Source organism: Mitsuaria sp. CC2 (genome assembly GCF_048957715.1).
Taxonomy (GTDB): Bacteria; Pseudomonadota; Gammaproteobacteria; order Burkholderiales; family Burkholderiaceae_C; genus Roseateles.
Genome location: NZ_JARVXN010000017.1, coordinates 56,866 through 81,100, shown reverse-complemented (window position 1 = coordinate 81,100; position 24,235 = coordinate 56,866). Strand labels below are relative to the sequence as shown.

Annotated in this window: 21 protein-coding genes; 8 read left to right on the top strand and 13 right to left on the bottom strand. The window is 69.4% G+C overall.

The window, feature by feature from the left end; translation table 11 throughout:
- Nucleotides 1-19: 19 nt before the first annotated feature.
- A complete protein-coding gene (locus PV762_RS12425) occupies nucleotides 20-1,513 on the bottom strand; it encodes a M28 family peptidase (RefSeq protein WP_421035322.1) in 1,494 nt (497 codons plus the stop codon).
- Between the two features lie 28 nt (nucleotides 1,514-1,541).
- Nucleotides 1,542-2,204 (bottom strand): dienelactone hydrolase family protein, encoded by a 663-nt coding sequence (locus tag PV762_RS12420; RefSeq protein WP_421035321.1) that lies wholly within the window; start codon nucleotides 2,202-2,204, stop codon nucleotides 1,542-1,544.
- Nucleotides 2,205-2,325: 121 nt separating this feature from the next.
- On the opposite strand from PV762_RS12420, the gene PV762_RS12415 reads away from it, so the two are divergent.
- Nucleotides 2,326-3,276 (top strand): DUF2157 domain-containing protein, encoded by a 951-nt coding sequence (locus tag PV762_RS12415; RefSeq protein ID WP_421035320.1) that lies wholly within the window; start codon nucleotides 2,326-2,328, stop codon nucleotides 3,274-3,276.
- Nucleotides 3,273-4,937 (top strand): GDYXXLXY domain-containing protein, encoded by a 1,665-nt coding sequence (locus PV762_RS12410; RefSeq protein ID WP_421035319.1) that lies wholly within the window; start codon nucleotides 3,273-3,275, stop codon nucleotides 4,935-4,937. Before PV762_RS12415 ends, PV762_RS12410 begins: the two co-directional genes overlap by 4 nt.
- Before the next feature lie 4 nt (nucleotides 4,938-4,941).
- Here PV762_RS12410 and PV762_RS12405 read toward each other — a convergent pair whose 3' ends face one another.
- Together PV762_RS12405 and PV762_RS12400 are read right to left on the bottom strand one after the other, a co-directional pair.
- On the bottom strand, nucleotides 4,942-6,054 hold the full coding sequence (locus tag PV762_RS12405) for a Fic family protein (RefSeq protein WP_421035318.1): 1,113 nt from the start codon (nucleotides 6,052-6,054) through the stop codon (nucleotides 4,942-4,944).
- A gap of 7 nt (nucleotides 6,055-6,061) precedes the next feature.
- On the bottom strand, nucleotides 6,062-6,286 hold the full coding sequence (locus tag PV762_RS12400; protein ID WP_421035317.1) for a hypothetical protein: 225 nt from the start codon (nucleotides 6,284-6,286) through the stop codon (nucleotides 6,062-6,064).
- A gap of 53 nt (nucleotides 6,287-6,339) precedes the next feature.
- Here PV762_RS12400 and PV762_RS12395 point away from each other — a divergent pair, with 53 nt between their 5' ends.
- Nucleotides 6,340-6,621: a DUF427 domain-containing protein gene (locus PV762_RS12395; protein ID WP_067279015.1), complete on the top strand. Its 282-nt coding sequence runs from the start codon at nucleotides 6,340-6,342 to the stop codon at nucleotides 6,619-6,621.
- A 90-nt stretch (nucleotides 6,622-6,711) separates the two neighbouring features.
- Here the strand turns inward: PV762_RS12395 and PV762_RS12390 are convergent, their stop codons facing one another.
- The 4 genes from PV762_RS12390 to apaG all read right to left on the bottom strand — a co-directional run bounded on the left by PV762_RS12390 (nucleotide 6,712) and on the right by apaG (nucleotide 11,569).
- Nucleotides 6,712-7,692, bottom strand: a complete 981-nt coding sequence (locus PV762_RS12390; protein ID WP_421035316.1) for a HEAT repeat domain-containing protein — start codon at nucleotides 7,690-7,692, stop codon at nucleotides 6,712-6,714.
- 138 nt (nucleotides 7,693-7,830) lie between these two features.
- Nucleotides 7,831-9,033, bottom strand: a complete 1,203-nt coding sequence (locus tag PV762_RS12385; RefSeq protein ID WP_421035315.1) for a murein transglycosylase A — start codon at nucleotides 9,031-9,033, stop codon at nucleotides 7,831-7,833.
- A gap of 143 nt (nucleotides 9,034-9,176) precedes the next feature.
- Nucleotides 9,177-11,195: a site-specific recombinase gene (locus PV762_RS12380; protein ID WP_421035314.1), complete on the bottom strand. Its 2,019-nt coding sequence runs from the start codon at nucleotides 11,193-11,195 to the stop codon at nucleotides 9,177-9,179.
- Entirely contained in the window at nucleotides 11,195-11,569 is a 375-nt protein-coding gene (gene apaG, locus PV762_RS12375; RefSeq protein ID WP_421035313.1) for a Co2+/Mg2+ efflux protein ApaG, read from the bottom strand. The genes PV762_RS12380 and apaG overlap by 1 nt, the downstream gene beginning before the upstream one ends.
- A 179-nt stretch (nucleotides 11,570-11,748) precedes the next feature.
- On the opposite strand from apaG, the gene PV762_RS12370 reads away from it, so the two are divergent.
- From PV762_RS12370 to PV762_RS12355, 4 genes are all read left to right on the top strand, one after another.
- Nucleotides 11,749-12,573, top strand: coding sequence for a substrate-binding periplasmic protein (locus tag PV762_RS12370; RefSeq protein ID WP_421035312.1), 825 nt, complete (start codon nucleotides 11,749-11,751; stop codon nucleotides 12,571-12,573).
- Nucleotides 12,574-12,648: 75 nt separating this feature from the next.
- Nucleotides 12,649-13,335, top strand: a complete 687-nt coding sequence (gene rpe / locus PV762_RS12365) for a ribulose-phosphate 3-epimerase (RefSeq protein WP_421035311.1) — start codon at nucleotides 12,649-12,651, stop codon at nucleotides 13,333-13,335.
- Between the two features lie 28 nt (nucleotides 13,336-13,363).
- Complete coding sequence (locus tag PV762_RS12360) at nucleotides 13,364-13,837, top strand: low molecular weight protein-tyrosine-phosphatase (RefSeq protein WP_421035310.1); 474 nt, start codon at nucleotides 13,364-13,366, stop codon at nucleotides 13,835-13,837.
- Between the two features lie 22 nt (nucleotides 13,838-13,859).
- The gene (locus tag PV762_RS12355; RefSeq protein ID WP_421035309.1) at nucleotides 13,860-14,468 is read left to right on the top strand and encodes a DNA-3-methyladenine glycosylase I; all 609 of its coding nucleotides are present in this window, start codon (nucleotides 13,860-13,862) and stop codon (nucleotides 14,466-14,468) included.
- A gap of 12 nt (nucleotides 14,469-14,480) precedes the next feature.
- Here the strand turns inward: PV762_RS12355 and PV762_RS12350 are convergent, their stop codons facing one another.
- The 5 genes from PV762_RS12350 to PV762_RS12330 form a co-directional block, all read right to left on the bottom strand.
- Nucleotides 14,481-15,653 carry a hypothetical protein gene (locus tag PV762_RS12350; protein ID WP_421035308.1) on the bottom strand — a complete coding sequence of 391 codons (1,173 nt, stop codon included), beginning with the start codon at nucleotides 15,651-15,653 and terminating at the stop codon, nucleotides 14,481-14,483.
- 88 nt (nucleotides 15,654-15,741) lie between these two features.
- Nucleotides 15,742-18,873, bottom strand: coding sequence for an efflux RND transporter permease subunit (locus PV762_RS12345; protein WP_421035306.1), 3,132 nt, complete (start codon nucleotides 18,871-18,873; stop codon nucleotides 15,742-15,744).
- Between the two features lies 1 nt (nucleotide 18,874).
- Nucleotides 18,875-20,176 carry an efflux RND transporter periplasmic adaptor subunit gene (locus PV762_RS12340; protein ID WP_421035305.1) on the bottom strand — a complete coding sequence of 434 codons (1,302 nt, stop codon included), beginning with the start codon at nucleotides 20,174-20,176 and terminating at the stop codon, nucleotides 18,875-18,877.
- Between the two features lie 121 nt (nucleotides 20,177-20,297).
- Nucleotides 20,298-21,230, bottom strand: a complete 933-nt coding sequence (locus PV762_RS12335) for a pseudouridine-5'-phosphate glycosidase (RefSeq protein WP_421035304.1) — start codon at nucleotides 21,228-21,230, stop codon at nucleotides 20,298-20,300.
- A gap of 32 nt (nucleotides 21,231-21,262) precedes the next feature.
- Entirely contained in the window at nucleotides 21,263-22,363 is a 1,101-nt protein-coding gene (locus tag PV762_RS12330) for a carbohydrate kinase (protein ID WP_421035303.1), read from the bottom strand.
- A 198-nt stretch (nucleotides 22,364-22,561) separates the two neighbouring features.
- Between PV762_RS12330 and PV762_RS12325 the strand changes: the two genes are divergently transcribed.
- Nucleotides 22,562-24,112 (top strand): methyl-accepting chemotaxis protein, encoded by a 1,551-nt coding sequence (locus PV762_RS12325; RefSeq protein WP_421035302.1) that lies wholly within the window; start codon nucleotides 22,562-22,564, stop codon nucleotides 24,110-24,112.
- Nucleotides 24,113-24,235: the final 123 nt, after the last annotated feature.

Sequence of the window (24,235 nt, the reverse complement as noted above, 5' to 3'; positions counted from 1 at the left end):
CGCCGCTCCGACGAAGTTCTCAGCGCGCCAGCGGCAACGGGTAACTCGCCAGACTCGCGTGGCCCGACTTCGACACGGCCTGCACGCCGAAGATCAGGTTGTCCTTGGACAGCGGCAGCGTGACCTTGGTGACGTTGCCGACGTCCTTCGCGCCCTCCCAGGCCTGCGATTCGCTGCGGCGCCAGACGATGCGATAGCCCGCCAGCTCGGGATCGACGTTCGCGGTCCACAGCAGCGTCGTGTCGTTGGTCAGCTCGCGCGCATCGATGCGCGCACCCTTCACCGGCGACGGCGCCCAGGCCAAGGTCGCCAGACCCGCGAGGTTCACGCGCGCCACATCGGCCACGTAGCCGAAGTCCACGAACTCCGGCAGGTCGCCGTAGACGAGGCCCCCCTCGGTGCGCAGGTTCTGGTGCTGGTGACGGAAGTCCTCGAAGGGCTCGGTGAAGCGCACCGCCGCGTAGCCGCGCTCCAGGAAGGGAAGATGGTCGCCGCCGCGCAGGTAGCGGTCGCGGCGCTGGATCAGGTCGATGCGGAAGCCGGGCAGGTAGCGCTCGCCCTCGGCCTTCAGGTGACGGCCGAACTGCTGCGTGGGCAGCTCCTCGCCGCCGCCGGCCACCGCCAGCGGCTGCAGCTGCGCGCGGATCGCCGCGTTGGTCTTGACCTCGTCCTCGTTGGCCGGGCTGTTGGCGTTGGCGTTCACCAGCAGGCGCAGCAGCGGATCGAAGCCGTCGGCGAAGAGGCGCAGCCGCTTCGGATCGTGCTCGCCCTTGTCGCCGCGCGAGCTGCCGACGATGTCGTTGGTGATCATGCCTTCGACATTCAGCCCTTGCGCGCGGGCGCGCCGGGCCCAGTGGCGGGCGCCGAGCAGACCTTGCTCCTCGCCGGGAACGGCCATGAACACCAGGGTCGCGTCGAAGCGCTGCCTGGCCGCCGCGCAAGCCATCTCCATGACGGCGGCGGTGCCGGAGGCGTCATCGTTGGCGCCGGGCGCTTCGCCCTGCGCATCCATCACGTCGCTGTTCCGGGAGTCGTAATGTCCGCTGACCACCAGGATGCGCTCTCGCGGCGTGCCGGCCGACGCGCCGGGCAGCGTGGCCACGACGTTCACCAGCTCCGTCGGCGCCGAGAGGCGGTTGCCCGCCGGTTCGATGAACGCGTCCATCGTGACCTGCAGGCGGCCGCCGGTCTTCGCGCTGCAGTCCTTCAACTGCCGCTCGATCCAGCGCCGCGCGGCGCCGATGCCGCGCGTGTCGCTCTTCGTGTCGGACGCGGTGTGGCGCGTGCCGAAGGCGGCCAGCTTGCGGATGGTCGACTCGATGCGCTCGGCGGAGATGTCCGCGAGCAGCGGCGCCACGCGCGGATCCAGCGGCGGGGCGGCGGTCTCCGCGGCGGCGCGCGCCGTCGCCGACGCCGGCCCGGAGGCCGGGGTGGTCTGTGCGAAGGCGGAGGAAGCGATCAGCGCCCAGACAGCGGCAGCGGTGGGGAAGAGGCGGCGGCGATGGAGGGTCATGGGTGCGGGCGGTCAGGGGGCCAGTCGATCAGGCGAGGTGTTGCTTGAGGAAGTCCAGGGTGCGCGACCAGGCCAGTTCGGCGGCGGCCTCGTCGTAGACCTCGGGGCGGGTCTTGTTGGAGAACGCGTGATCCGCGACGTAGCGGTGGATGGTCGGGTGCTTGCCGGCGGCGTTCATCCGGGCTTCGAGCGCGTCGACTTTCTCCGGCGTGCACCAGTCGTCGCGCGTGGCGAAGTGGCCGAGGAAGGGCGGGGCGATCTTGGCCGGGTCGGCGAACTCGGCCGGCGGGATGCCGTAGTAGCAGACCGCCGCCTGCAGGTCCTTGAGGTTCACGCCGGCGAGGATGGTCAGTGCGCCGCCCATGCAGTAGCCCATCACGCCGACGTTGCCGCAGCCGAGGTGTTCGCGCAGATGCGTCAAGGCGCCTTGCAGGTCCTGCCCGGTGGCGTCGGCGAAGTCCAGGCCGTCCATCAGGTGGCTGGCCTCGTCCGCGTCGGCGGCGATGCGGCCGCGATAGAGGTCGGGGGCCAGCGTGGTGATGCCGGCGGAGGCCAGGCGCTCGGCAATCTCCTTGATGTGGGGTTTGAGGCCCCACCATTCCTGGATGAGGATCATGCCGGGCGCGCCGTCGCCGGCGCTGGCGAGGTACCCGGCGGTGGTGCCGCCGTCAGGGCGTTCGAAGTCGATCATCTGTCCCAGGTGGAGCTCCCAGTGTCGAAAGGGGAAGAAGCGGAGGATGAGGAAGAATCGGCTCCCTCGAAGCACATCACCGGCGACGCCCGCGGGCGGTCGCATCCTGAGGGAGGAACCCGTGAGTCTGCACGAGCAGTTGTACCAATGGACGGCCAGTCAGGGCCTGGATGCGACCAGCGCACGGCGCTTGCGGGCGCTCAGCGGCGTCGATGATCCGCCGGACGATCCCTGGACGCCGCTGCGGGTCGGCGCGGGCGCGCTGGCGGCAGGGTTGATCGGTTTCGGACTGATCCTGTGGGTCGCGGCGAACTGGGACGACTTCGGGCGGTTCATGCGCTTCGGACTGCTGCAGGCGGTGCTCGCGGTCAGCCTGATCGCGGCGGCGACGCTGCGTCCGTGGCGCGCACCGCTGGCGCTGGTGGCCTTCCTGACGTTGGGCGGCCTGCTGGCCTTCTTCGGCCAGACCTACCAGACCGGCGCGGACCCCTGGCAGCTGTTCGCGCTCTGGGCCGCGCTCGGGCTGCCGATCGCGTGGGCGGCGCGCTCGGACCTCGCGTGGACGCCGTGGGCGCTCGTGGTCGCGACCGGGATCGGCCTCTGGATGGAAACCTTCGGCGGGCACTCCTGGCGCTTCGATGCATCCACGGTGCCGGTGCATGCGATCGGCTTTGTCGCCTACGGCGTGTTGTGCGCCGGGCTCGCGCTGCGACCGGATGCGCTCGCCCAGCCCTGGGCGTGGCGCCTGGCGGTGCTGGCATCGGTGATCGCGATCTCGGGGACGGCGCTGGGCGGACTGTTCGCGAGGGACGTGGCGCCGCAGTTCTTCCTCGGCCTCGGGGTGATGGCTGTCGGCCTCGTGCTGGCGTGGCGCCGCGGCGAGGTCTATGCGATGAGCGCGCTGGCACTGGCGGTCGATACCTTGCTTGTGGCCGGATTCGCGCGATGGATCGCCGATGGGAAGGGGGACGTCGGCGGCTACTTCCTCATCGCGCTGGTGGCGTGCGCGCTGCTGGCCGGCAGCGTCAGCCTGATCATGCGGCGCCTGCGTTCCGCGGAGGCGCGGGCATGAGCGGCGGGACCTGGATCGAACAGGCCCGGGCAGAGGGACTTGCGCCGGCCGATACGCCGGAAACGCCGCGGCCCTGGCCCGTCGTGCTGTTGACGGCGCTCGGGGCCTGGCTGGCCGCGGTGCCTTTCCTGGCCATGTTCTTCGCGCTGTTCGGCTCCGCCATCGAGCGCGAGGGCGTCGGCTACTTCTTCGGCGTTTCGTTGATCGTCCTGTCGGTGCTGATGCTGCGATCGCGCGGGATCGCGCTGTTCCTGGAACAGGCCGCCGTGCCCCTGCTGATCACGGGGCTGGTGCTGCTGTTCTTCGCGCTGGGGAAAGACCTGCCCCCGGCGGGACTCGATGTCGTCGCGCTGCTGCTCGGTGTCGGACTGGTCCTGCTGCTGAACGCGTCGTGGATGCGGGTGCTGCTCGGTGCGGCGATGGCCGCGCCGTTGGCGCATCTCGGCCATCTGGTGTTCAAGGAAGTGTTCTCGCTCACCTGGTATGAACGGCATGGCGGGATCGGCTGGGCGTTGGCCACGCTGTTGCTGCTCGTGGGCGTGGCCTTGCTGGCGCTGCAGCATCAGGCCGGACGGCACGCGCCGTCAGCCCGTCAGGCTGCGTTGCTAGAACCGGTACTGACCGGCTGGTGGGTGGCGGTGCTTGCGGCTTTTGCCATGGCGGCAGGCTGGTCGTTCGCGGCAGGCGCAGCGTTCGGAAGCCTCTTCCGGGGCGCGACGCCGGGACTGGCGGCATCGGACCTGACGCTGATCTGGGCGTCGAGGATCGTGTCGGTGTTGCTAACGGTGGTCGCGGCCGGGTGGCTGTGGCGTCGGTGGCGTCCTGCGGGCTCCGCGCGCTTGGCTCCGCCGCTGTTCGTGGTGGTGGCGCTTGCCACGCTGATGCCGGCGCTCGGCGGCATCCTGCTGGTGCTGGCGCTCATGGCGTCGACACGCCGCTGGCGCCTTGCTGCGCTGGCGGGCGCAGCAGCTGTGTGGGCGATCGGGGCGCTGTACTACGAATGGCAATTGCCGCTCGCTCACAAGTCGTTGGCGCTGGTCGCCGCCGGCGCGGTGCTGGCGGCCTGGGTGCGTTGGCTGGCCTGGCATCCGGCCTTGTCATCGGCGGAAGAGGGCGCGCGTCCGGCACTGGCATTGCGCGGCGCGAGGGCGGTGCTGATCGGCGCGGGTGTGCTGGCGCTGATCCTCGTGAACGTCCTGATCGCCGCGCGCGAGCGGACGATCGCCGAGGGCCGGCCCGTCTTCGTCAAGCTGGCGCCGGTCGATCCGCGCTCGCTCATGCAGGGCGACTACATGTGGCTGAACTACGACCTGCCATCCGTCGGCGGACGCAATCGTGCGGGAGCGTTCGACTGGACCTCGCGCGCGGGAGACGCGCCGCCGTTGTGGGGACGTCGACCGCTGCTCGCTGCGGTGGTCGATGCGCGCGGCGTCGTGCTGTCGGCGAAGGCCCTCGATCCCGATGAAGCGCCTCCGGCCGGCACGCAACTGCTGGAGCTCACCCCCAAGGACGGCCGATGGACCTTCGTCTCCGACGCCTGGTTCTTCAAGGAAGGCGAGGCCGACCGCTGGCAGCCGGCCAAGTACGGGGAGTTCCGCGTGACGCCCGACGGCAAGGGCCTGCTGGTGCGGGTGGTGGGGGAGGATCTGAAGCCGTTGTGAGCGATCAGGCTGGTGCTGGGCCCCAGCCGTCGATGGCGACCTGATAGTGGGTCGACCTGCCGGCGCCAAAGCGCCGCAGACACCCGAGCGCTTCCAGCTCCAGCAACTCCCGGGAAGCGGTGGCGCGCGAGGTCTCGCCGATCTGCTCGTACTTGCGCGTGCTCATGCCGCCTTCGATTCCCGCGGGTCCCGCGTCGATCAGCGTGTTCAGCATGGCGCGTTGGCGCGGCCCGATGTCGTGGCTTTCATGTTGTGCCCAGAAGCGGGACTTGGCCAACCTCTCGTCGATGGCTTGCGTTGCGCGTTCGCACGATGCGCGCACCTGCTCCAGAAACCACACGACCCAGGCTTTGACAGGTGCTTCACCGTGCTGGGTTGCCCGGAGCCCCTCGTAGTACTCGCCACGCTTTTCGAGCAGACGCTCCGACGTGCGGACCAGACGCGTGGCGGTCCCCATCTGCCTGGCCATCAGCAGATCGATCAGCGCTCGGCCAGCCCGACCGTTGCCGTCCTCGAAGGGATGGATGGTTTCGAACCATAGGTGTGCCACGGCTGCGATCACGAGCGGATCCAACGTCTTCGGCGCGTTGAACCATTCGATGAAAGCTCGCATCTGTGCCGGGACGAGTTCCGGTGGCGGTGCGGTGTAGTGGACGGTCCGATTGCCAGGAGGTCCGCTCACGATGTCCATCCCGTCGAGACGGTATTGCCCCGTCAAGATCGGTTTGGCGTCGAGATAGCCGCGTGGGAACAGGGTTGCCTGCCAGAGGCAGAGCCGCTCTTCGGTGAGCGGTTCGTCGGCGCGGCAGACGGCGTCGTCCATGACGTCGAGCAATCCCTCCACATGGGGTGGGGAGGGTGCCCACAAGGGCTTGTGCCGTCGCACGCGGTGTTCGACGGAGTCACGCAGCGATTTCGGGTCGTAGCGCTCGCCTTCGATCAAGGCCGTCGCCAGTGCGTTCCCGCACCAGCCTTCGATCTCCAGCAGGAGTCGATCTGCTGGTGAGACGGCCGAGAGCGCGCCTTCCGCCGCACCCACCGCCCGCCAGGTACGCGAGACGATGGGGCTGAGAATCGCCTCGAATTCTGAGTTGATCTGAACGGGAAATCGCCTCATCCAGGGGTCACTCGTCCAAGCCTTCCGGCTCCCCGCCGTCCACCATCAGGTCGATGAGTTCCTTCAGGAACGCGAGGGCTTCCTCGGAGGTGGCAAAGTAGTACTCCCCGCCGAGGTCGGCGGCGTCGCCGTCCGGGCCGACGTGGACGACGGACCAGCCTTCCGCGCCGCCCCCGATCGCGCAGATCCCGAAACTGCCGGGCGCCAGGTCTCTCGCGGAGCCGGCGGTCACGAAGATGTCCTTGCCCCGATGGGCGAAATAACGTTTGAGCACGAGGAGTTGGAATGAAGGCAATCTGGAACGGCGAAGTCATCGCCGAAAGCGACGACACCGTGGTGGTCGAGGGAAATCATTACTTCCCCGTCGCCTCGCTGAAGCGCGAGTTCACCACGTTCAGCAATCACCGCACGTCCTGCCCCTGGAAGGGCCAGGCGCACTACTTTAGCCTGATGGTCCACGGCGACATGAACCCGGACGCCGTCTGGTATTACCCGGAACCCTCGGAGGCCGCCGCCGAGATCAAGGACCGCGTCGCCTTCTGGAAAGGCGTCCAGGTCACCGAGTAAAAACGATCGCGCCGCCCAGCTTCCCAGCCGGCGGCGCGACAGTCCTGCGGTCAGGCGACCGCAGGATCAGAACATCAACGGATCAGCGGATCACAGGTACAGGCGGATGATCTGCGCCGTCCAGATCGCTTCCTTGCTGCTGTCACCGGTCTCCCAGCGCTTCAGTTCGACTTCCAGGTAGGCGCGCGAATCCGGCGTACCCAGGTCGCCGATGGACTTCAGCGCCATCGCGCGGTCCGCCCACACGCCGTCGCGACGCTCATACAGCGTCTTCAGCATGCCCATCTGGCCGGTCGCGCCCAGCGTGCCGACCGACGAGATCGCAGCCAGTCGCACGTACTCGTCGCCGTGACGGGTCAGCTCGACGATGCGGTCCACCGCCTTCGGGCTGTTGCTGAAGCCCAGCGCGTACACGTCCAGGTAGGCGTCGCCGGCCAGCTTGTCGCTGGTCAGCTTGTCCAGCAGGCGCTGCACTTCCGCGTCGCTGGCCTTCCAGCCGTAGGCCTGCGCCGCGATCTTGCTCGCCAGTTCCTTGACGGCCAGGCTCAGCGGCTGGTTCATCGTCGGTTCGATGACTTCCTCGAAGCTCCACACCGGCACCTTGCCGCGCTTGACGAAGCTGGTCACGCGCTTCTTGCCCGACGGCGTGTCGATGTCGGCCGACAGGTAGGTGAAGGTCACGAACGGCGAGAAGCCGTTGGAGCGGTGGTTCAGCATCCGGAAGCTCTGCAGCGACAGCGCCGGCTGACCGGTCTCGCCCGTCTTGACCTTGGCGTTGATGCCGCGCGAGGCCAGTTCCGCCTGCAGCGTCTCCGCCAGGAACACCGGGGCCTGGATCGGACCTTGATCGGTGCGCAGGCCGGCGGGCAGGATGCCGGTGCTGAAGTCGCGCTCGGCGCCCTTGCGCAGGTCCACCACGGTGATGGTGGTGTCGGCCGGCGCCTGGCCGGTGCCCTTCAGGCCGGACGGCGCCGGCGTCTTCACGAGATAGCTGGCCGGCGCGCAGGCGCTCAGCAGGGCGGCCACGCCGACGGCGGCCAGCGCGCGCCAGGCCGTAGAAGTACGGATCATTGAGTTTCCCTCGAGAGATCGTTTGGTTGTTGTCGCGCGGTCCGATCGCACAGGAAAACCCGAACGTTCGCATCGCGGCGCGCGATCCTAGCGTCGCCCGTACCGCCATGCCATCCCCCCTCGTTGGGTAAGGCAGGGTCAGCTGTTGCGCGGCCACAGCACCCACAGGCGCAGCGGCTGCTTCATCCGGCCGGCCTGCGTCTCGGCCGCCTCGCCCCAGCCCCAGAAGTAGTCCGCCCGCACCGCGCCGACGATCGCCGCGCCGGTGTCCTGCGCCATCACCAGCCGCCGCATCGGCGTCGTCGACAGCGGCTCGGTCGTGTCCAGCCAGACCGGCGTGCCGTAGGGGATGCTCGCCTTGTCCACCGCGATCGAGCGCCCCGGCGTCAGCGGCACGCCCTGACCCCCGCGCGGGCCGACCGCCAGATCGGGCAACGGTTCCTCGCGGAAGAAGACGTATCGCGGGTTCGCCCACATCGCCTCCTTGAGCCGCTGCGGATTGCGGCGCCCCCAGTCCTTGATGCCCGGCCACGACGCCTCCGTGGCCCGCAACTCGCCCTGGGCGATCAGCCACTGGCCCATCGACCGGTAGGGCTGCTCGTTGTGCGCCGCGAAGGACAGCCGCACCCAGCGGCTTCTGCCGTCGCGTTCGGTCACGCGCAGCCGGCCGCTGCCCTGGATCTGCATCACCAGCGCGTCCAGCGGGTCCTGCACCCAGGCCAGGCTGAGCCGCGACAGCGCCGCGTTGCTCTCGATCTGCTGGCGCGTGTCGTAAGGCTTGCGCTGTGCCAGGTCTTGCGGCGGGGCCAGCAACGGAACGCGGAAATCCCCCAGCGCCTGGCGCCGCGCCGCGAGCTCGGGTTCGTAGTAGCCGGTCGCCACGCCGTCGCGCTGACCGTCCGGCGACTCGACACGATAGGGCTGCAGGTGCTTCATCAGCCAGACCATGGCGTCCCAGTCGCTGCCCGGCTTGTAGGCGCGGGCCTGCGCGCAGATCGCGCTCCAGCCGGGCATGGGCTTCTCGCAGCCGCGCAGCAGCGCGGGCCACCATTCCAGGGCGCGGTCCTCGCCCCAGCCGGGCAGCTCGCTCCACAGGGCCGCGACCCAGCGCGAGCGTTCGCGTCGAAGGACGCGCCGGCCGGCGCTGTCGTCCTGGCCGTTGAGCAGTTTCTCGGGATCGATCGTCGATGCCGCCGCAGCGGTCGCGGGAACGAGAAGTGCCGCGGACAGGGCGCCGGACAAGGCGCCGGACAAGGCGGCGGATGCGGCGCCCAGCGCGCCTAGAATCGCCAGCGCCGCGTTCCAGCGGCGAGTTCTGCAACGGATCGGGCCACGAATCATGGGCGTGATTTTGCTGGAGGCGCTCGGCGCCCTCGCGCTGCTCATCTTCATCGTCTGGTGGACGATGTTCTCCGGCCGCAAGCGCGGAGAGCGTCCCGACGACAGCGACGCCGGCTGAGCGACGCCGCGTCCGACCTGTCGCCTCACCCCTTCGGCGGGACCAGGAAACTCATCGGCTGACGGCGCATGCGGGCCCAGATCGCCCCGCGCACGCGCTTCTGATCGGCCAGCCGGATCCCGCGGGAGCGCAGCGCCACCTTGAACGCCAGGAAGAAGCTGACGCCCACGTTCAGCACGCCGGTCCCCAGGATGCTGATCACGCAGAGCCAGAACGGCCAGTGCTTCAAGACGTCGAGTCCCAGCGCGCCGGCCGCGGCGGCCAGTTGGCCGGTGGACAGCGTGACGTGGCGGACCTCGATCGGCAGGCCGAAGAAGCCCAGCAGCGCCGGCACCAGGCCGAGCATCAGGCCCAGGCTGATGTTGGCGGTCAGTCCGGAGATGTTGTCGCGCCACCAGCGGGACCAGCGCGCCGCCCGGCTTGCGCCCAGCCGCGCGACGATGCGCGGGTTCCACGCGATTGCGCTGTCCAGGCGGTGGAAGACGAACCAGTTCTCGACCCAGCCCGCGATCAGGCTGGACGCGAACAGCAGCACCCCGGTGAAGGCGGCGAAGAGCAGCGACGGCCCCAGCACCGTCAGCGAATGCAGCACGTGCTCGGCTTCCTTGGCGCCGACCAGCGGCTTGCCGAAACTCAACCATGCCGCCAGCTGCACGACCAGCACCATCGGCGCCGCCAGCGCGAGGTTGCCGATGATCCCCGCCGTCTGCGAGCGGAACAGGTGCGCGACCTCGTCGACGAAGGCCTGCAGGCCGGGCTCGCTGTCGATGTGGCGGAGCTTGTCGGCCAGCGCGGGCGCGGTCATCGCAGGCTGCTTGGTCGCGACGGTCCAGTGCAGCAGCAGGATGAGCACGAAGCTGCCCGCGTAGTTCACGCCGGACCAGAACCCGCCCCAGAACGCGGACAGGCCCAGCGCCATGATCGCGAACTTCATGAAGGTCGTGCCCGCGATCACCAGCCCGCCGCCGCCGGCGCGGCGCAGCATGTCGCCGTATTCCTCGCGGTTGCGGGTGATGTAGTGCTCGCCGGTCTCGGCGCTGCGTTCGGCGACTTTGCGCGCCAGCAGCGAGTAGTGCCGCGCGAACAGCGTGCGGATGCTGCGCCGGTCGTGCACGACCGCCACCAGCGCCGCCACCAGCCGCAGCAGCTCGCGCTGCGGGTGATCCGCCAGCAGCACCGCCAGCAGGTCCTCGACGCGGCGCAGCCGCGCCTGCATCTGCTCGACGCCGAACATCAGGTCCACCGAAACACCGTGTTCCTCGAGGTGATCCGGCACGGAGCGCACCGCCGCCCGGCATTCGTCGAGCAGGCCGCGCAGGTATTGCAGTTGGCCGGGGAGGGCGGCCCGGTCGTTCTCGACGAGCGCATGCTCGACCTGCTCCCAGGCCGTGGCGAGGTTGCGGAACGGCCGGCGCGCGAGCAGCAGCGGATCCATGCGCACGCGCAGCGCGCCGGACAGGCCGGCCGAGCGCACCGAGCTCACCAGCACCGTGATCGCGGCGCGCATCTCCTCGCGCCAGTCGCCTTCCGGCGCGCCGGCGAACAGCAGACCCAGCCGCTGCAGCAACTCGTCGTCGACGGCGGCGATCCACTGCTCATCGGCCTCGTGCGGGAACAGCAGCTCGAAGAGTTCGGACAGGTCCTTGGTATCCGCGCTCAGCGGCAGCAGGCGCCGGCGCAGCCGGCCGAGGAATTCGTTCCACAGCGCCATGCGCGGGGCGAAGCCGACCTCGGCGAACAGGCTGATCGCGTCGACGTCGGCCCAGACGCTGGCGATGACCTCGGCAAAGGCCTTCGCGTGATCCGGGTGGCGCTCCAGCATGCGGAGCAGGTAGCGGAGGCGGCGGATCGGCAGCGGGGCTGACGGCGCCGCGGGCGCCGCCGGTTCGTCACCGGCCGGCGCGGGCGCCCGGTCGTCCTTGAGCGGCGCGTGGCGCAGCCATTCGATCAATCGCACCAGCCAGAGGTTGCGCTCGGCGAGCGGCGCTTGCGGATGCGCCGCGTTCAGCAGCGCGGTGAGGTCCCAGCCCTGGCGTCGGAACATCAATGCAGGGATCCGGAGTCGGCCAGCAGGAACTCGGGCACGTCGGCGTGGAAGACCTCGGCCTTGTCCGTGACGCACAGGAAACGGCCGCTCATCGTGCCGTGGCGGGTCGCGATCTGGGCCCAGGAGCTGTACTGGAAGCGCTCGCCCGGCTGCAGCAGCGGCTGGTGGCCGACGACGGCCAGCCCATGCACTTCCTGCACCTTGCCGTTGCCGTCCACGATGGTCCAGTGGCGGCCGATCAGCTGGGCGGTGACGTCGCCCCGGTTCTCGATCGTCACGGTGTAGCCGTAGGCAAACTCGTTGCGGTCCGGGAAGGTCTGGTCGGCGATCGGCTCGACGGCCACGCTGCAATGGAAGTGCGGATGTGCCATCGGCGGATTCTAGGGAATCTCCCGGGCCCGTCGTGGGCTATGCTGGTTACCGCACAGAGCAGAACCAGAACCCGCTCGAACGGACCACCAACGCGACCGGCACGCCTCCGGCGCCATCCGTCATGGAGACAAGGGCAGGACACCCGACGGCAGTTCCCCGACCCAATCGACGCCAGGCCATGGCGCGCGGCTGCGCGCTGGTCGGCGTGGCCGCCGCCGTCGGCGTCGATCTCAGCGGGGTCGCGGCGAATTCGGCGATGGCGGCACCGTCCGGGCCTCCGACGCCCGCGGCGTCGGGCGCCGGGGCGACAGGATCGATGACGCTGCGCAGCGCCGCGCAGGCGGGCGCGCCGGCCAAGTACGCGTCGGGCGATCCCCAGCGTCCCGGCCTGTGCGGCGAGATCGCCGCCGCCGTGATGCGGACCGATCCGGACCTCCACATCGAGGGCCTGCACCGGCAGGTGCCGCTGCGGCGCCTGGAGCTGATGCTGAGCAACGGCGATCTCGACGTCTTCTTCTGCCTGCTCAAGTCCGAACACCGCCATGCGCTGATGCGTTACCTGCCGGTGCCGCTGTACCGCATCTCGCATGTGCTGGCGATGCGCGCCGGCGACGAGCGCGCGCCGCGCACCTGGGACGAATTGCGCGCCTTCGCGCGCCGCCAACCCCTGCTGCTGGCGCAAGGCACCAAGCTGGCCGCGACGCTGCAGGAGGCGGACGTGGCTTTCATCGAATCCGCGCGCAGCGACAAGGAAGCGCTGCAGATGCTGGTGCGCGGCCGCGCCGCGGGCGTGTACGGCCAGGATTTCAACCTGCGCCAGGCCGCGCGCGGCGCGGGCCTGGACTCGCGCGTGCGCATCGGGCCGCAGGTCTTCGAAGAGGAGACCCAGTACGTCGTCGTCTCCCGCCAGTTGCCCGAGGCGGTGGTGGAGCGGCTCACCGACCGCCTGCGCCAGATCAGCGCTTCCGGCGAGATCGCACGGCTCTCGGAGCGTTACCGCTAGCGGGCGCGCCGACGCACGACAGCCTTTCTACAATCGTCGTTTTTCCCCGCCAGCGGCTCTGCCGCCCGCCCCGCCATGAATCCGCCCACCTACCGCATCGCCCCCAGCATCCTGTCCGCCGATTTCGCCAACCTGGGCGAGGAAGTCCGCAACGTGCTGGCTGCCGGCGCGGACTGGATCCATTTCGACGTGATGGACAACCATTACGTGCCCAACCTGACCTTCGGGCCGATGGTCTGCGAGGCGCTGAAGAAGCATGCGGTGAAGCCCGACGGCACGCCGGCGCCGATCGACGTCCACCTGATGGTGCAGCCGGTGGACAGCCTGGCGCAGGCTTTCTGCCGCGCCGGCGCGAACCTGGTGAGCTTCCATCCCGAAGCCAGCCAGCACGTCGACCGCACGATCCAGCTGATCAAGTCCGAGGGCGCGCAGGCGGGTCTGGTGTTCAACCCGGCCACGCCGCTGGACGTGCTGGAGTGGGTCATCGACAAGGTCGACCTGGTGCTGATCATGAGCGTCAACCCGGGCTTCGGCGGCCAGAGCTTCATTCCCGGCGCGCTGAAGAAGCTGCAGCAGGCCAAGGCGATGATCCTGGCCAGTGGCCGCGACATCCGCCTGGAGATCGACGGCGGCGTGAAGGTCGACAACATCCGCGAGATCGCGGCCGCGGGTGCGGACACCTTCGTGGCGGGCTCGGCGATCTTCGGCAAGCCCGACTACAAGAGCGTCATCGACGCCATGCGCGCCGAGCTGGCGCTCTGAGCCCGGAAGCCCGGCCGCGTTGATCCCGGTGACCCGACTGCTGCTCGTCTGCGCGGCCAACCTGTGCCGCTCCCCGATGGCCGAGGCGGTGCTGCGCCTGCGCGCCGGCGAACTCGGCCTGACCGAGGTGCACTCGGCGGGGGTGTTCGCGTCCTCGCGCGCGCATCCGGTCGACAAGCGCGCGCTGGCCGTGCTGGAACAGCGCGGCTACGGCATGGACCGGCGCTGGCGCTCGCGGCAGGTGAAGACCGGCGACTTCGACCGCTACGACCTGATCCTGGCGATGGACCGCAACGTGCTGCGCGGCCTGAAGGCGGCGAAGCCCGCGGTCTCGCCGGCGAAGCTGGGGCTGTTCCTCGCCGGCATGAACGGGCTGGGCCTGGACGAGGTGCCCGATCCTTACTACGGCGCGGGCAACGGCTTCGTTCATGTGCTCGACCTGATCGAGGCTCGCGTCCACACCTGGCCGAGGGACGAGGCGGTGTTCTACAAGGCGGGCTGAGTCCAGACCCGGAGAGGCGGCGATGAGCGATCGATTGGCGCAGGGCCCCGACGGCCAGTGGCGATGCAAGTGGTGCGAGGCCCCCGGCTTCGACATGTACCGCGACTATCACGACAGCGAGTGGGGCTACCCCGTCCACGAGGACCGGCGGCTGTTCGAGAAGCTCTGCCTGGAAGGATTCCAGTCGGGCCTGTCGTGGCGGACCATCCTCGCCAAGCGTGAGAACTTCCGGAAGGCGTTCAAGCAGTTCGAGATCGCCAAGGTCGCGACGTTCGGCGAAGCCGACGTCGCACGGCTGCTCACGGACGAGGGCATCGTTCGCCACCGCGGCAAGATCGAAGCGGCGATCCACAACGCGTCCCGCGCGCTGGAGCTGCAGAAGGAAGCCGGCTCGCTGGCGGCGTTCTTCTGGCGCTTCGAGGATCCGGAGGAGGGCGGCAATGTGCGGGCGACGTCGGAGACGTCGGTGAAGCTCTCCAAGGAACTGAAGAAGCGCGGCTGGAAGTTCGTCGGACCGACGACCGTCTATGCGTTCATGCAGGCGATGGGGCTGATCAATGACCACGCGCCGGGATGCATCGGTCGTGAGGCCGCGGCGCGCGAGCGCAACGCGTTCAAGCCGCCGCGCTGAACGTCCGCGCGCTCATGGCGCGCTCCCTGCAGTCACCAGCCGCAGGTCCAACGGGCGCACCGCGGCATGCCGCGCACGGATGCGCGACCACGATACTGGTCCGCCGCGGATCAAGCCGGCCTCGCCGAGTCGATCCACGAAATGGCGTTCGATCCCAGCGGTGTCGCTCCTCGGACCATAGACACCGGTGTTCGCGCATTCCTGCAACAGGGCCTCGAGCGGCGGCGGATCGCCGAACTCGGCCATCAGCGTCGCCGTGCACCTCTGGACGCGTTCGCCGAGACCCTTCGGTGTGCCCGGGCCCGGCGTATCTTCCTGCCGCATCGCCTCCTGGAAGCGCGAGAGGTACTGCTCCGCCATGAGGCGCACGACGGCGTCGGGATGGCATTGGCCGAGCAGTCGATTGAGGGCATCCGTGATCAGCGACGGCGGGAAGCGCGATGCGTCGGGCGCGAATTCGTCGGGAGCCGTTCGCCAGGCAAAGCCCATCTTCCGAAGCAGGACGGACTGCAGGCCGGCCACGAGATGCCGGTGCGAGCCGGGCGCGTTTTGAAGCTCCTGCGCGTAGTGCTGGTCGATGACCTCGATGGCGACTTGTTCGACGACGCGCCCCGTGAAGGTGCGGAAGCTCCCGCCTAGATGGAGACGGCCTGAACCCAGCCGTGATTCCGTCGTGACCAGCGCGCTCAAGGCGCCGGGGGCGCAATCGTCCAACTGCGTCGCGAGTTCCTCCAGTGCGGTTGCACAGGTCTCCCGAGGCAGCTGCCGCTGCTGTACGTGCTGGACGATGCGGACGAGGGCTTCGGCGCCGCCTCTGTACAGAAGGTGCGCGGTCGCGCCATAGGCGGGATTGGTGCCGGCAGGATCGACGGTGGTCACTCGTTTGCCGAACATCATCAGCTGTCGAGCACCGGGTCTCCCGGCGAGCTCGGTGAGGAGCACCCAAAGGTGGTCGTCGAACTGTGTCGCGAAATGGCGGAAGTCCCGGCTCGTCGCGAACGCCTCCGGATTCCCGTGACGGGCGGGGTCGTACCACCATCCGCTCGCTGGCGGCGGATCGACGCTGCTGGATCCGAACACGCCCAGCTCGTGCGGGCCGGCCTGGAGGCTGGTGGGAGGAGACGCGTCCGCGGTGTCGATCTCCGAGAGGAACTTTGATGAGAAGGAGTGGGGGCCGATCAGCATCGCGCTTGAGTTGTCTCCCGACGTCCTGCGTTCCCTGTTCGCTCCGTGGGCGCGCCGCGACGGCCGTCCCGGCGCGTCCGCGAGCGCGTCAATCCGCGTGGCCTGTAGCCGGGTGATGGGGATGCTCGGTCAACCGCGTCTGCGCCACTTCCCGCGTATCCGGGCCCTTGCCGCTGAACCGGTCCAGCGCCAGGTAGATCACCGGCGTGATGTAAAGCGTCACCGCCTGCGACAGGATCAGTCCGCCCACCACCGCCAGCCCCAGTGGCTGGCGCAGTTCCGCGCCGGCGCCCAGCCCCAGCGCGATCGGCAGCGCGCCCATCAGCGCGGCCAGCGTCGTCATCATGATCGGGCGGAAGCGCAGGATGCAGGCCTCGCGGATCGCCTGCCGCGGCGTCATGCCGCCGTTGCGCTGCGCGTCGAGCGCGAAGTCGATCATCATGATCGCGTTCTTCTTCACGATGCCCACCAGCATCAGGATGCCGATGGTCGCGATGATGGTGAGCTCCATGCCCGCGAGCTGCAGCGTCAGCAGCGCGCCCACCGCCGCGGACGGCAGCCCCGCCAGGATGGTCAGCGGGTGGATGTAGCTCTCGTAGAGCGCGCCCAGCAGCACGTAGATCACCGCGATCGCCAGCACGATCAGCAGCAGCTGTCCGCCTTGCGAGTCCTTGAACACCGCCGCGTCGCCGCCGTAGCTGGTGATGATGGACGGCGGCAGGCCGACGTCCTGGGTGAACTGGTCGATCTTCGCCGTCGCGTTGCCTAGCGGCACGTCGGGCGCGAGGTTGAAGCTCAGCGTGATCGCCTGCAGCTGGCCCTGGTGGTTGACCGCCGTCGGGCCGAGCTCGCGCTTCACGCTCGCGAAGGCCGTCAGCGGCACCATCGTGCTGTTCCGGCCGCGCAGATAGATCTTGTCGAAGGCATCCTCGCTGAGCCGGTCGCTGTCGGTCGCCTCCATGATCACCTGGTAGGTGTTGCTCTCCGCGTAGATGCTGGAAACCTGGCGCTCGCCGAAAGCCGAGTACAGCGCGTTGCGCAGGTCCTGCATCTGCACGCCCAGCAGCGTGGCGCGCTCGCGGTCGATCACGAGGTTGGCCTGCAGCCCGCGCAGCTGCGAGTCGCTGGTGACGTCGCGGAACACCGGGTCGTTGCGCAGCTTGTCCTGCAGCTTCACGGCCCAGGTGTTGAGCTCGCCGGTGCTGACCGACTGCAGCGTGAACTGGTAGCGGCTCTTGGACTGCCGGCCGCCGAGCTGCAGGTTCTGCACCGGCCGCAGGTAGACCGCGATGCCGGGCACGCCGCGCAGCTTCCTGCGCAACTGCTCCAGCACCTGCGGCATCGCCGGACGGTCGGCGCGCGGCTTCAGGTTGATGAAGAGTCGCCCCGTGTTGACGTTGCCGCCGCCCCCGCCGCCGCCCACCGCGGCGGAGACCGACGATACCGACGGATCGTCCTGCACGATCTTGGCCACACGCTCCTGCAGCACCGTCATCGCGGCGAAGGAGATGTCCTCGGCCGCTTCGGTGCTGGCCTGGATCTGGCCGATGTCCTCTTCCGGGAAGAAGCCCTTGGGGATGACGATCCAGAGCCACGCGCTGGCGATGAAGGTGGCCAGCGCCACCACGCCGACGACCCAGCGGCGGGCCAGCGCCCAATCGAGCGAGGCGGTGTACTTGTTCAGCACCCAGCCGAAGCCCGCTTCGAAAGTGCGGCCGAGCGCGTTCTCCTCGACCTCATGGTGGCTGCTGAGGAAACGGCTGCACAGCATGGGCACCAGCGTCAGCGACACGCCGGCAGACACGCCGATCGCCAGCGAGACGACGACGGCGAACTCGTGGAACAGCAGGCCGATCACGCCCGGCATGAAGAAGATCGGGATCAGCACGGCGATCAGCGAGATCGAGATCGACAGGATGGTGAAGGCCATCTCGCGCGCGCCGCGGATCGCGGCGTCGAAGGGCGCCATGCCGTCCTCGACGTGGCGGTAGATGTTCTCCAGCATCACGATGGCGTCATCGACGACCAGGCCCACGGCCAGCGTGATGCCCAGCAGCGAGATGTTGTCCAGGCTGTAGCCCAGCGCGAACAGCAGCGTCACCGCGCCGATCAGCGAGATCGGCAGCGACAGCGTCGGGATCAGCGTCGCGACCATGCGGCGCAGGAACAGGAAGATCACCATCACGACCAGCGCGACCGTCAGGGCGAGGGTGAAGTAGACGTCGTGCAGGCCTTCGCGGATCGACACCGAGCGGTCGTTGAGCGTGCTCATCTGCACCGAGGCCGGCAGCTGCGCGGCGAAGCGCGGCAGCATCGCCTTCACCGCGTCGACGACCTTCACCGTGTTGGCGTCGGGCTGGCGCTGCACGGCCAGCACGATGGAGCGCTCGCCGTTGAAGTTGGAGAAGGACTTGACGGTCTCGTAGCTGTCCTCGACGTCGGCGACCTCGCGCAGGAACACCGGCGCGCCGTTGCGCGTGGCCACGACGATGCCGCCGAAGGCGTTGGCGTCGCGCAGTTGCTTGTTGGCCTGGATGGTCAGCGTCTGGCGCGCGCCGTCCAGCGTGCCCACGGGCGTGTTGGCGTTCGCGCCCTTGATGGCGGCCTGCAACTCGTCGAGCGTGATGTTGCGCTGCTGGAGCAGCTCGTTGCGCGCCTTGATGCGCACCGCGAAACGCTTCTGGCCGTAGATGGACACCTGCGCGACGCCGTCGATGGTCGACAGGCTGGGGGTGATGAGGTTCTCGGCGTAGTCGTTGAGCTCGGACAGGTTGATCGAGGGCGAGGTCAGCGCCACCAGCAGCACCGGCGCATCGGCCGGGTTGACCTTTCGGTAGGACGGCGGCGTCGTCATCTCGACCGGAAGCGCGCGCAGCGAGCGGAACAGGGCGGCCTGCACGTCGACCGCGGCGGCGTCGATGTCGCGCGCGGCGTCGAACTCCAGGGTCAGCGAGCTGTTGCCCAGCGTGTTGGTCGAGGAGATCGTCGTGATGCCGGCGATGGTGGAGAACTGCTTCTCCAGCGGTAGCGCGACGGAGGAGGCCATCGTCTCGGGGCTGGCGCCGGGCAGCGTGGCTTGCACATTGATGACCGGCGTGTTGAAGCTGGGCAGCGCGGCGACCGGGATGCGGCTCCAGGCGGCGATGCCGGCGACGACCAGCGCGACGTTCAGCAGCACGGTCATGACCGGCCGGCGGATGAAGAGTTCGGTGAGATTCATGTCAAGGCGCCGCGATGTCGGTGACAGAGGCGCCGCCGCCCGCGGCGGCCGAGGCCGCGGCCAGGCGCGCGGCGGCCGCGGGATCCACGGCGGCGGGCTGCGTGCGCAGCGGGGTGCCGGGGCGCAGGTTCTGCTTGCCATCGAGCACCACGGTCGCGCCCGCATCGACGCCGTCCACGACGGCCATCTCGCCGAAGGTGTAGCGCAGCTTCACCGGCTTGAGTTGGGCCGTCTTGTCGGGGCCGACGACGTAGACCTGGCGGTCGTTGCCGCGCAGGATGATCGCGGCCTGCGGGATCACGATCGCGTCCTTCATGCTGCGCAGCGTCATGCGCACGCGCAGGTACTGGCCGGGCCAGAGCTTCTGCGCGTCGTTGGTGAACTCGGCCTTCAGCTTGATGGTGCCGGTGCTCGCGTCGACGAGGTTGTCGACGAAGGTGAGCTTGCCGCTGGCCACGGATTCGACGGACTTGCCGCCCTTGCTGTCCTGGCGGGAGGGACCGCCTTCAATCGACGGCAGGACGACCTGCACCTCGGGGGGCGTGACCTGTGCGCCGGTGGCGCCCGGGCGCATCGCGTCGAGCACGGGCGCGAGCTCGGTCTCGGGCAGGTTGAAGCTGATCGCGATCGGATCGATCTGGACGATGTTGACCAGCGGCGTGCCGGTGGCGCTGGCCTGGACCAGGCTGCCGGGCCAGACGTTGACGGCGCCGGCGCGGCCGGAGAAGGGCGCGCGGATCTCGTTGTAGCTGAGCGCGACGGACGCGGAGTCGACGGCGGCCGCGTCCGCGTCGATCAGGCTGCGCCCGCCCTGCAGACTGGCCAGTGCGGTGTCGACAGCGCTCTGCGCGACGAAGTGCTGCGCCAGCAGGTCCTTGGCGCGCTCGTACTGGCGCTGCAGGTCGCCGAGGGCGGCCTTGTCGCGGGCGAGCTGGGCCCGCGCCTTGTCGAGGTTGGCGCGGTCCGCGCGTTCGTCGAAGCGGAAGAGGACCTGGCCCCTGGTGACGGTCTGACCGTCGTGGACGAGGACGTCGCGGATGGTCGAGGTGGTCTGGGCGCGCAGGTCGACCTGGTTGATCGGGGTGACGGTGCCGGAGGCTTCGACGGTCACGGGGACGTCGCGGCGCTGCGCGGTGACGACGCCGACGGTCTGCGCGCCGGCGGGGCCCGAAGCGCCCGGTGCGGCGGCGGTGGGACCGGCCCCGCCGCCTTCACGGGACGCGGCGCGCGACTTCCACCACCAGCCCCCGCCCGCCACGAGCAGGACGACGATCAAGGACAGGACAAGGGGCTTGCGGCGCATGAACAGGATCTCCAACGACTCTCTTCGAGGGGGCGCGGAAGAGTAGGTCCGGCCCCGGCATCGAATATTTCGTTCAGGTTAATCCTGTGCGCAGATGAGGAAAAGCTGTGCGATTGGAACGTCAGCCAGCCTGGAGTGCCTTGGCCAGCGCCGCGCCGACCACGGCGTTGTGCTTCACCAGCGCGATGTTGGTGGCGAGGCTGGCGCCCCCGCTGAGGTCCTTGATCCGGGCGAGCAGGTAAGGCGTGACGGCCTTGCCGCTGATGCCCTGGGCGGCGGCTTCGTTCAGCGCCTGTCCGACGAAACCGTCGATGACGGCCCGGGGCATTTCATGCGCCGCCGGCACCGGATTGCTGATCACCGCGCCGCCGCTCAATCCGAGCGCCCACTTCGTGCGCAGGAAGCGCGCCTGGTCCGCGGGCGCGTCGATGCGGAAGTCCGCTTTCAATCCGCTGTCGCGCGTGTAGAACGCGGCGAAGTTCTCCTGGCCCACCGACAGCACCGGCACGCCGTGCGTCTCCAGGTATTCCAGCGTCAGCGCCAGGTCGAGGATGCTCTTCGCGCCGGCGCAGACGACCGCCACCGGCGTGCGGGCCAGTTCCTGCAGGTCGGCGGAGATGTCGAAGGAGGTTTCCGCGCCGCGGTGCACGCCGCCGATGCCGCCGGTGACGAAGACCTCGATGCCGGCCAGCCGCGCGCAGATCATCGTCGCGGCCACCGTGGTGGCGCCGACGCGGCCCGTCGCCAGCGCGAAGGGCAGGTCGCGGCGGCTCAGCTTCATCGCGTCGGGGGACTGGCCGAGCAGCTCGAGCTGCGCGTCGTTCAGCCCGACGCGGATCTTCCCGTCCAGCACCGCGATCGTCGCGGGCACGGCGCCGTGCTCGCGCACGATCGTCTCGACCTCGCGCGCGGTCTGCACGTTCTGCGGATAGGGCATGCCGTGCGAAATGATCGTGGACTCCAGCGCCACCAGCGGCCGGCCTTCAGCGCGCGCGGCGGCGACCTCGGGCGAGAAGTCGATGAGGTGCTGATCGATCAGGTCTTGCGTGTTCATGCGGGTGCTTTCGAGTTCGAAGAATGGGTCGGTCAGACGAGCAGCGCGGGACTCAGCGCCTCGCTGACGGTGGCATCGCTCTGCAGTGTCAGCGCCGCCAGCTGGAGGCCGAGCGCGCAGGCGCCGCGCAGGTCGTCCGGGTCGCGGTGCAGCGCGGCGGCGATGCCGGCGGTCAACGCATCGCCGGCGCCGGTGACCTCGCGGATCGAGGCGGGCTCCAGCAACGGAGGCGGGAGCAGGACGAGCCCGTCGTCCTCTGAAAAGCGGACGCCCCGCGAGCCGTCGCTCATCACGAGCCGCTGCAGTCCCGCGTCCCGCAGCGATCGCCACGCGGCGCGCAGGGCGTCGTCGTCGGGCAAGGCACGACCCACGAGCGTCTCCAGCTCGCCGCGGTTCAGCACCAGCAACGCCACGCCCCGCAAGTCGGCGCCGAGCCGAGCCATCTTCGGTTCGGACACGGCCACCAGCAGCAGGCGCTGATCGCGCAGGCGCGCTTCGGCGCGGAGCTCGTCGAGCGTCTCGCGCGGCAGGTTCAGGTCGGCGACCAGCCATCGCGCCGGCGCGCGCTGCGGCGCGGTCTGACGCAGGAAGGCGGGATCGAGCCGGTCGGTCAATTCCATGTGCGCGAGCGCGAGCAACAGCTCGCCGTCGGGATCCAGCACCGCCGTGTAGCTCCCTGTCGCCGCGTCGGCTGCCTGCAGCGAGCCGGCGCAGTCGACGCCGAGCCCCTGCAGCTGAGTCAGCAGCGTCTGCCCGGCGGCATCGCGGCCCACGGCGGTCAGCAGGTGCACCGGCAGGCCGAGCCGGGCGAGGTTCTCCGCGATGTTGCGCGCAACGCCGCCCGCCGATTCATGCTGCCGCGCCGGATTCGAGCTGCCCATGCGCAACGGGCCGAGCGCGCGCAGCTTGCGGTCCAGGTTCGTGCCCCCGATGCAGACGATGGGCTGACGCTGAGGCAGCACATAGGCTCGTCCGAGGATGCGCCCCTCGCGCGTCAACTGCCCCAGATGGCCGGCCACGGCGGAGCGCGACAGCCCGAGCCGCTCCGCCAGCTCCTGCTGGCCGATGAAGGGGTTGGCTTCGACCAGCGCCAGCAATTGTTCCTTGGAGGACAGTTCCTTGAAGATCGTCATGGCGGCGGATTCTAGAGAGGCCTTCTTCTTCATGCAAACATATGTTCAAGCGACAGACATTTGTTCATCTTGACGGCTATGAACGTCAAGGAAATGCAAGGGACTCGCGCGATTAGCGAACTTTGCATACGCTCCATGGGCTCCCACAGACCGGTCACGGCGGGGAGCGCGCCGCATCCAACAGTCAAGGAGGACGCCATGCGGAAGAACTTGCCCGTCACCCAGCGCCAGTACGACTTCCCCGCCGACGCCACGCTGATGTCCACGACGGACACGAAGAGCCGGGTCACCTACGCCAACGAGGCCTTCGTCGAAGCGAGCGGTTTCACGACCGAGGAACTGCTGGGCCAGCCCCACAACATCGTCCGCCACCCCGACATGCCGCCGGAGGCCTTCGGCGACATGTGGGCGACGCTCCAGGGCGGCGAGTCCTGGACCGGCCTGGTGAAGAACCGCCGCAAGAACGGGGACCATTACTGGGTCCGCGCGAACGCGACGCCGGTGATGCGCAACGGCCAGCCGGTGGCCTACATGTCGGTGCGCACGCGGCCGTCGGCCGAGGAAGTCGCCGGCGCGGAGCGCCTCTACGCCGACATGCGCGAAGGTCGCGCGAAGCACCTGCGCATCCACAAGGGCGTGCTGGTGCGCACCGGCGCGATGGCGTGGACCTCGATGCTCAAGACCATGCCGGTGCGGTGGCGGGTGCGGCTGCCGCTGCTGGCGCTGACGCTCGCGGCGATCGTGTCGGCGTGGATGAGCGCCGCGACACTCGCCGCCGCGGCCCTGTGGATAGGCGCCTTCGTGGTCGTGTCGCTGCTGGCGATATGGTTCCTGGAGGCGCAGGTCGTCGGACCGCTGGAGTCGCTCGCGCGGCACGCGAAACGCGTGGCCAGCGGCGACACGCGGGACCCGCTGCAGATGGACCGGGTCGACGAGATCGGCATGGCGCTGCGCTCGCTCAACCAGCTGGGACTGATGTTCCGCTGGGTGATCGACGACGTCGCGGCGCAGGTGGTGACGGTGCGGTCGTCGAGCGGCGACATCCTCACCGGCAACAACGAGATCAGCGCGCGGACCGAGCAGGCGTCGGCCAGCCTGCAGCAGACGGCGGCGTCGATGGAGCAGATGAGCGCCACCGTGCGCAGCAACGCCGACGCGGCGCGCCAGGCCGAAGACCTGGCGCAAGGCGCGAGCGCGGCGGCGGCGCAGGGCGGCGAGGTGGTGCGCAACGTCAACGAGACGATGGTGGGCATCACGACGTCGAGCAAGCGGATCGGCGACATCATCGGCGTCATCGACGGGATCGCGTTCCAGACCAACATCCTGGCGTTGAATGCGGCGGTCGAAGCCGCGCGGGCCGGCGAGCAGGGACGCGGATTCGCGGTGGTCGCGAGTGAAGTGCGATCGCTGGCGCAACGCAGCGCGGCGGCGGCCAAGGAGATCAAGCAATTGATCGGGGAAAGCGTCGAACGCGTGGAGGCCGGCGGACGTCAGGTCGACGAGGCCAGCAAGGCGATGCAGGAGATCGTCGAGCAGGTGCGGCGCGTGTCGGCGCTGATCTCCACGATCGGCAACGCGACGCGCGAGCAGGCGGCAGGGATCTCCCAGGTCAGCCAGGCCGTCAGCGAGCTCGACCGGACGACCCAGCAGAACGCCGCACTGGTGCAGCGGTCCGCCGGGGCGAGCGATTCACTGGAGAAACAGGCCACGCAATTGGTTCAGGCCGTGGCAGTCTTTCGGATGAGCTGAGCGGAGACCGACCGCGGGAAGCCTGGCGCGGGCACTCCACGTCGCAGGGGGCATCCCTCCGGGAACCCCCAGCAACATTCCGGCCCCACCCGCACTCTGTGCCTGCGGGCCTTGGGACTTAGG

Coding starts and splice junctions, on each gene's coding strand:
- PV762_RS12425 (WP_421035322.1), bottom strand. CDS start 1,513: ATGACCCTCCATCGCCGCCGCCTCTTCCCCACCGCTGCCGCTGTCTGG.
- PV762_RS12420 (WP_421035321.1), bottom strand. CDS start 2,204: ATGATCGACTTCGAACGCCCTGACGGCGGCACCACCGCCGGGTACCTC.
- PV762_RS12410 (WP_421035319.1), top strand. CDS start 3,273: ATGAGCGGCGGGACCTGGATCGAACAGGCCCGGGCAGAGGGACTTGCG.
- PV762_RS12405 (WP_421035318.1), bottom strand. CDS start 6,054: ATGAGGCGATTTCCCGTTCAGATCAACTCAGAATTCGAGGCGATTCTC.
- PV762_RS12395 (WP_067279015.1), top strand. CDS start 6,340: ATGAAGGCAATCTGGAACGGCGAAGTCATCGCCGAAAGCGACGACACC.
- PV762_RS12390 (WP_421035316.1), bottom strand. CDS start 7,692: ATGATCCGTACTTCTACGGCCTGGCGCGCGCTGGCCGCCGTCGGCGTG.
- PV762_RS12385 (WP_421035315.1), bottom strand. CDS start 9,033: ATGATTCGTGGCCCGATCCGTTGCAGAACTCGCCGCTGGAACGCGGCG.
- PV762_RS12380 (WP_421035314.1), bottom strand. CDS start 11,195: ATGTTCCGACGCCAGGGCTGGGACCTCACCGCGCTGCTGAACGCGGCG.
- apaG (WP_421035313.1), bottom strand. CDS start 11,569: ATGGCACATCCGCACTTCCATTGCAGCGTGGCCGTCGAGCCGATCGCC.
- PV762_RS12370 (WP_421035312.1), top strand. CDS start 11,749: ATGGCGCGCGGCTGCGCGCTGGTCGGCGTGGCCGCCGCCGTCGGCGTC.
- rpe (WP_421035311.1), top strand. CDS start 12,649: ATGAATCCGCCCACCTACCGCATCGCCCCCAGCATCCTGTCCGCCGAT.
- PV762_RS12355 (WP_421035309.1), top strand. CDS start 13,860: ATGAGCGATCGATTGGCGCAGGGCCCCGACGGCCAGTGGCGATGCAAG.
- PV762_RS12350 (WP_421035308.1), bottom strand. CDS start 15,653: ATGCTGATCGGCCCCCACTCCTTCTCATCAAAGTTCCTCTCGGAGATC.
- PV762_RS12345 (WP_421035306.1), bottom strand. CDS start 18,873: ATGAATCTCACCGAACTCTTCATCCGCCGGCCGGTCATGACCGTGCTG.
- PV762_RS12340 (WP_421035305.1), bottom strand. CDS start 20,176: ATGCGCCGCAAGCCCCTTGTCCTGTCCTTGATCGTCGTCCTGCTCGTG.
- PV762_RS12335 (WP_421035304.1), bottom strand. CDS start 21,230: ATGAACACGCAAGACCTGATCGATCAGCACCTCATCGACTTCTCGCCC.
- PV762_RS12330 (WP_421035303.1), bottom strand. CDS start 22,363: ATGACGATCTTCAAGGAACTGTCCTCCAAGGAACAATTGCTGGCGCTG.
- PV762_RS12325 (WP_421035302.1), top strand. CDS start 22,562: ATGCGGAAGAACTTGCCCGTCACCCAGCGCCAGTACGACTTCCCCGCC.